Genomic DNA, 6859 nt, shown 5'->3' with positions numbered 1-6859 from the left:
CCACTCCCATCCTTTCCTTAAAGATAAAATTTATGTGACTGGGAGAAAAGCACGAGAGGAGATCTCGTCCTTTTCATCATAGCTGGAAGGTTATAGAAAAGTTTATCTTATCCTTTATCTCCACCAGCTGTCAAGCCTGAAACAAAGTTCTTTTGAAGGAAGAAGAAGAGCACACAGATTGGGACTGCAATCAGAATCGCACCTGCCGCAAAGAAGGCAATCTTTTGATTTTTTTGGTCACTGATAAAGGTTTGAAGACCAACAGCTACCGTGTAATTGATTTCGTCACGAAGCAAGAATTTAGACAAGATGTAGTCTCCAAAAGGTCCCATGAAGGCCCAAAGTGCCTGTACCGCAATCATTGGACGCACCAATGGAAGGACGATTTGCCAGAAGCGACGGAAGTGTCCAGCACCATCCAATTTTGCAGATTCATCAAGTGAAATTGGGACTGTATCGAAGTAACCCTTCATCAACCAAGCGTTCATCGGGATTCCCCCACCGACATAGAGGAAGATGAGGAACCAGCTGTGGTTCAAGGCATTCAACATCAAGGCCATAACGAAGAAGGCAGTCAAAGCAGCCATGGTAGGCACCATTTGGATAATCAAGAAGAAGACCAAACTTTGCTTACGAGCCAAGAAGTTGTAGCGGCTGTATGCATATCCTGCCAAGGTAATGATAGATGTTTGAGCGACCATGGTAATAATGGCGATGATCAAGGTATTGAGATACCAAGTACCATATAAGGTGTCCGTAAAGAGTTTTTGGAAGTTATCAAAGCTGAGACTGCCACTGAAATCAAGCGTAAAGGCACTGACGTTACCCGTTTTGAAGGCTGAAAGAACCGTGATCAACAATGGATAGATGATGATGATGGAAAGGACAACCAAGTAGAGGTAAGTCAAGAAATGATTAAGGCGGCGTTTAAATTGAACTGAATTTTTCATTTTACACATCCTCCATATCAAATGCGTGCAGTTTCTTGAAGGCAATCATCGAGATCGAGATCACAATCAGAGAGATAATCAACGTAACCGCAGCAGCCATTGAGTATTGAGGTGATGAGTTCGTTGTCAATTTATAGATCCAAGAAATCAAGATATCTGTTGAACCAGCATTTCCTCCAACAGATCCAGGTCCACCATCGTTAAAGAGGTAGATAATGGAGAAGTTGTTAAAGTTGAAGGTGTATTGGCTAATGAGCGTTGGTGCCGCAACAGCCAAAATCATTGGGAAGGTAATGTTGCGGAATTTTTGCCAAGCATTCGCCCCATCAATATAGGCTGCTTCATAAAGATCGTTTGGAATAGATTGCAAGATTCCGAGTGTCAAGACGTAAATGTAAGGGAAGCCGAGCCAACCTTGCATCATAATCAAAGCAATCTTTGTCCAGGTAGGGTCCGTTTTCCAAGGAATGAGAACCCCATCTAAGAATGGGAAAATCTTCGCAAAGAGAGGAAGGACTTGCGCATTGATGGCCCCGATACTATCGTTGAACATGTTTGAGAAAGTCAAGATAGTGATGAAGGCAGGAACCGCCCATGGAAGAAGGAAGATGACACCGAAGATGCGTTTTCCTTTAATGAATGGTTGGTTAGAAATAATGGCCGTCAAGATACCAAGAACGATTTGAAGTGTTGAAGCTGCCAAAGCCCAGATCAAGGTCCAGCCCAATACGGATGTAAAGGCAGAACGGAAAGTACTCAAAGTCCACATGTTGGTGAAGTTTTGAAGTCCGATCCAATCAAGGAGCGTAAAGCGAGCTGTATGCTTAAAGTCGTAGTTGGTAAAGGCAATCATCAAGGTAACCAAAACGGGGAAGATGATTGCAAAGGTCATGGCAATGTAAGAAGGGATGATCAAAAGATATGGGAAGCCATTTTCATAGATAGCATTCACCATCTCTTTTAGGGTCATCGGTACTCGAATACCATTATTAATCCGCTTAGCTACAGTACCCGCATCTTTGATATTCAGAGCATAGAACATCAAATAAACGATTGTGATAATTAAGTGGAAGGCACCACGGATTAAGATGAAAAGAGAGTTATCTTGTCCACGGACGGTACCGAGGGTAAGTAGTTTAGACAATTCCTCCAAACCAAGCCCGAAAAAGTAAGCGAGAAAGACAAGTGTTACACCGAGAAAGATGTATCCTTTTGCTTTCTGTTTGTTATAGATTTGTCCCAAGCCAGGAATGAGGGATAACCACATTGCCTTTTTTGGATTTTGTTGTGTTTCCATATCGACTCCTTATAAGTGAGCGACCAGAGGCCACATCACAGCGAAAGGCTGGGAAACACTCCCAGCCCCTTGGGAACTGTATTACTTGCCACCGAATTTTTGTTCGATAGTTTCTTTGATTAATTTAACAGCACCGTCAGCAGCATCTTTAGCAGATTTCTTACCACTTACAGCATCGAAGAGCATAGTTGCAGCTGGATCCCAAACAGTACTCATTTCAGAGATGTTTGGCATTGGTTGTGCATTTTCAAACTGTTTAACAACGGCAGTTGTCAATTCATCGTTTTTACCAACAGCGTATTCACGAGCTTCTGTGTTAGCTGGCACTTCGTTCGTCTTATCGTAGAAAGCTTTTTGTTGATCAGTTGAAGTCAAGAAGTCTACGAATTTTTGAGCTGCTTCAGGGTTGTTAGCACCTGCAGGGATAACCCAAGCTTTACCACCACCGAAGGCAGAGTATGCTTTTCCGTTTGGAAGGGTAGGGATAGTTGCTACACCATAGTTTACTTTTGCTTCTTTCAATGAAGATGCTTTCCATGGTCCATCGATGATGGCAGCTGTCTTACCTTCTTGGAATTGAGTTTGGATGAAGTTTGCAGCACCTTTAGTGTCTTGCAATCCTTTAGGCCATTTAGCGTACCAAGTTTTCGCGTATTCGATACCGTCGATAGCACCTTGGTTGTTCAAACCAATGTCTTTTGGATCTGTACCATTTTTACCGAAGACATATCCACCGTTACCTGAAAGGAGTCCGTATGCATAGTAGAAGTTTGTCCAGTCAGCAAGGAAGGCTGTATTTTTACCATCTTCACCAGCGAAGTCATATTTGCTATCTTTTGCTAATTCTTCAAGTTCACCAAACGTTTTTGGAGCTTCTTGCAAGAGGTCTTTGTTGTAGTAAAGAACCAATGTTTCGATAACTGCTGGGGCTCCGTATACTTTACCACCGTTTGTTACAAGTGATTCAGTTGTTTTGTCGGTCTTGCTGTTTTTGTTCAATGCGACTTCAGCCAATTGACCATCGTTACCAAGACCACCTACACGGTCGTATGGTGCCATCATAACGTCTGGAGCTTTACCAGATTGGTTGTCAAGAGACAATTTGTCCAAACCACCAAGAGCATCACCAGTCTTGATGTTTACTTTTGTGCCACTTTCTTTTTCAAAAGCTTTCGCAGCTTCTTCCATATAAGATTTGTAGCCATTATCGACGTAGACGGTCAACTCGTTTTTAGCAGAAGAAGAATCTTCTTTTTTGCCTCCACAAGCTACCAAAAGAAGTGATGCGAATCCAACTGTACCAAGTACAGCAGCGCTTCGAAGAATTGTGCGTTTCATGATTTATTCCTCCTAAAGAATAAAAATAAGATTATTAGTTGAAAACGTTTTAGACAAACGTTTTCCTTAACACGAATAGTATATCACAGGGAGAAAACGTTTGCAAGCTCTTTGTGCAAAAATTTTTAAAATTTTTTTATCTTCTATTATATACACATAAATAGTTGACAAGAAAATGAGAAAGGGATAAACTAGGCATGGGGTTAACCTGCAGAAAAAATCATAAAAGTTTAGGAAACCTCTTGCATAAACCACAGGAATACTTTATAATGGACAAGTAACGCAAACGTTTTCCTTAAACGTTGCATAAAGATGATCTAGGGTCATTTATAAATAGGTTAAATTCGGCTCTATGTCTGATAACTGCCCTTCTTCTGTTCTTTCTGAGAGTTGGAGTGGGAACAGAACAGTGTAGAAGGTTCGTCTATTTTTCTTTGAAACAAAAAATATTAAACTAAAGGTGGTACCCTCAATGAAAAAACGCCAAAGTGGTGTCTTGATGCACATTTCATCCTTGCCTGGAAAGTATGGAATCGGTTCGTTTGGCCAAGCAGCCTACGATTTTGTGGATTTCCTCGTTCGTACCAAGCAACGGTATTGGCAAATTTTGCCTCTCGGAACAACAAGCTACGGGGATTCTCCTTACCAATCCTTCTCGGCTTTTGCAGGTAACACTCATTTTATTGATTTCGATCTCTTGATTGAGCAAGGGCTCTTGGATGCATCTGATGTAGAAGGTGTTGATTTTGGTCAAGATCCGACAGAAGTAGATTATGCGAAGATCTTCGAGCAACGTCGTCCTCTTCTAGAAAAAGCGGTGCAAGCTTTTATGAAATCAGGTGATTGGGATGACTTCAGCCAATTTGCAGAGCAAAATGCAGCTTGGTTGGAATTGTTTGCTGAATATATGGCCATTAAAGAACACTTTGATTTGAAAGCATGGACAGAGTGGCCAGATGCAGCGATTCGCGCTCGTCAACCAGAAGCTCTTGCTTCCTATCGCGCTCAATTGGAAGATAAATTGACTTACCATCGAGTGACACAGTATTTCTTCTTCCAACAATGGTTGAAATTGAAAGCATACGCTAACGACAACCACATCGAAATCGTAGGAGACATGCCAATCTACGTAGCGGAAGATTCAAGTGATATGTGGGCAAATCCACACCTCTTTAAAACAGATGAAAATGGGAAAGCGACCTGCATTGCAGGATGCCCACCAGATGAATTTTCAGCAACTGGTCAGCTTTGGGGCAACCCAATCTATGACTGGGAAGCAATGGACAAAGATGGTTACAAATGGTGGATTGAACGCTTGCGTGAGAGCTTCAAGATCTACGACATCGTGCGGATCGACCACTTCCGTGGTTTTGAATCTTACTGGGAAATCCCAGCTGGTTCTGATACAGCAGCACCAGGTAAATGGGTCAAAGGTCCTGGCTACAAACTCTTTGCCGCAGTGAAAGAAGAACTTGGTGATTTGAACATCATCGCAGAAGACCTTGGCTTCATGACGGACGAAGTCATTGAGCTTCGTGAGCGCACAGGCTTCCCAGGCATGAAGATTCTTCAATTTGCCTTCAATCCTGATGATGAAAGTATCGACAGCCCTCACTTAGCGCCAAATAACTCTGTTATGTACACTGGTACACATGATAACAACACGGTTCTTGGATGGTACCGCAATGAAATTGACGATCCAACTCGTGAGTACCTTGCTCGTTACACCAACCGTAAAGAATACGAATCTGTTCCACATGCGATGCTTCGTACCGTCTTTGCTTCAGTCAGCTTTATGGCCATCGCTACCATGCAAGATTTGTTAGAGTTGGATGGCTCAGCTCGTATGAACTTCCCATCTACTCTTGGTGGCAACTGGGCATGGCGGATGACAGCGGATCAATTGACTCCTGCTGTTGAGCAAGAATTGCTTGATTTCACGACCATCTATCGTCGTGAAAATACTGACTTGGTGAAAGAAGAAGCGAAAAAAGCAGAAAAATAATCTTTCCCCCATTAAAATTGTTGAAACAAAGGAGACTTTTAAACATGGAATCATTACAAAAATATGTGATTGATCATCATCAAAAAACAATTGCAGAATGTTCAAATGAAGAATTGTACATTGCTTTGCTTAATTACACCAAGCAAGCAAGTGCCCAAAAGAAATTAAATACTGGTAAGAAAAAAGTTTACTATATCTCAGCTGAGTTCTTGATTGGTAAACTCTTGTCGAACAACTTGATCAACTTGGGTCTTTACGATGATGTCAAAAAAGAATTGGCTGACGCTGGTAAAGACTTGATCGAAGTAGAAGAAGTGGAATTGGAACCATCACTTGGTAATGGTGGTTTGGGACGTTTGGCAGCCTGCTTTATCGACTCTATCTCGACTCTTGGATTGAACGGAGACGGAATCGGATTGAACTACCACTTTGGTTTGTTCCAACAAGTCCTTAAAAACAACCAACAAGAAACCATTCCAAATGCATGGTTGACTGATCAAAGCTGGCTCGTTCGTTCAAGCCGTAGCTACCAAGTGCCATTCGCACACTTTACATTGACTTCAACACTTTATGATATCGACGTACCTGGTTACAAGATCGATACCAAGAACCGTTTGCGTTTGTTCGATTTGGAATCAGTTGATTCATCTATCATTGAAGATGGTATCAACTTTGACAAGACAGATATCGCTCGCAACTTGACTCTTTTCCTTTACCCAGACGATAGTGACAAACAAGGTGAATTGCTCCGTATCTTCCAACAATACTTCATGGTTTCAAACGGTGCACAATTGATCATCGATGAAGCGATCGAAAAAGGAAGCAACTTGCATGACCTTGCTGACTACGCAGTTGTACAAATCAATGATACTCACCCGTCTATGGTCATTCCTGAGTTGATCCGTCTCTTGACTGAACGCGGTATCGAAATGGATGAAGCCATCTCTATCGTTCGTAGCATGACCGCTTACACTAACCACACAATCCTTGCAGAAGCCCTTGAAAAATGGCCACTTGAATTCTTGCAAGAAGTGGTTCCTCACTTGGTACCAATCATTGAAGAATTGGACCGTCGTGTTCGTGCTGAACACAAAGATCCAGCTGTTCAAATCATTGATGAACACGATCGTGTCCACATGGCCCACATGGATATCCACTATGGATACAGTGTAAACGGGGTTGCAGCTCTTCACACTGAAATCTTGAAGAACTCAGAGTTGAAGGCCTTCTACGACCTTTACCCAGAAAAATTCAACAACAAAACAAACG

The 6859-nt window shown here is 42.1% G+C and carries 5 protein-coding genes; 2 read left to right on the top strand and 3 right to left on the bottom strand.

The window, feature by feature from the left end:
• Window positions 1-107: 107 nt before the first annotated feature.
• From ACLOR3_RS02870 to ACLOR3_RS02860, 3 genes are all read right to left on the bottom strand, one after another.
• Entirely contained in the window at window positions 108-950 is an 843-nt protein-coding gene (locus tag ACLOR3_RS02870; protein WP_006596980.1) for a sugar ABC transporter permease, read from the bottom strand.
• Window position 951: 1 nt separating this feature from the next.
• Window positions 952-2247, bottom strand: coding sequence for a sugar ABC transporter permease (locus ACLOR3_RS02865; RefSeq protein ID WP_411400182.1), 1296 nt, complete (start codon window positions 2245-2247; stop codon window positions 952-954).
• An 81-nt stretch (window positions 2248-2328) separates the two neighbouring features.
• The gene (locus ACLOR3_RS02860; RefSeq protein ID WP_411400181.1) at window positions 2329-3585 is read right to left on the bottom strand and encodes an extracellular solute-binding protein; all 1257 of its coding nucleotides are present in this window, start codon (window positions 3583-3585) and stop codon (window positions 2329-2331) included.
• A gap of 472 nt (window positions 3586-4057) precedes the next feature.
• Between ACLOR3_RS02860 and malQ the strand changes: the two genes are divergently transcribed.
• Together malQ and ACLOR3_RS02850 are read left to right on the top strand one after the other, a co-directional pair.
• Window positions 4058-5590, top strand: coding sequence for a 4-alpha-glucanotransferase (gene malQ, locus ACLOR3_RS02855; protein WP_411400180.1), 1533 nt, complete (start codon window positions 4058-4060; stop codon window positions 5588-5590).
• A gap of 44 nt (window positions 5591-5634) precedes the next feature.
• A partial coding sequence (locus ACLOR3_RS02850; RefSeq protein WP_412036972.1) for a glycogen/starch/alpha-glucan phosphorylase occupies window positions 5635-6859 on the top strand: 1225 nt, incomplete at its 3' end.

The sequence above is a fragment of the Streptococcus intestinihominis genome, assembly GCF_046824975.1.
In the GTDB taxonomy this organism is placed as follows: Bacteria; Bacillota; Bacilli; order Lactobacillales; family Streptococcaceae; genus Streptococcus.
This window is presented reverse-complemented; position numbering and strand designations above follow the sequence as displayed.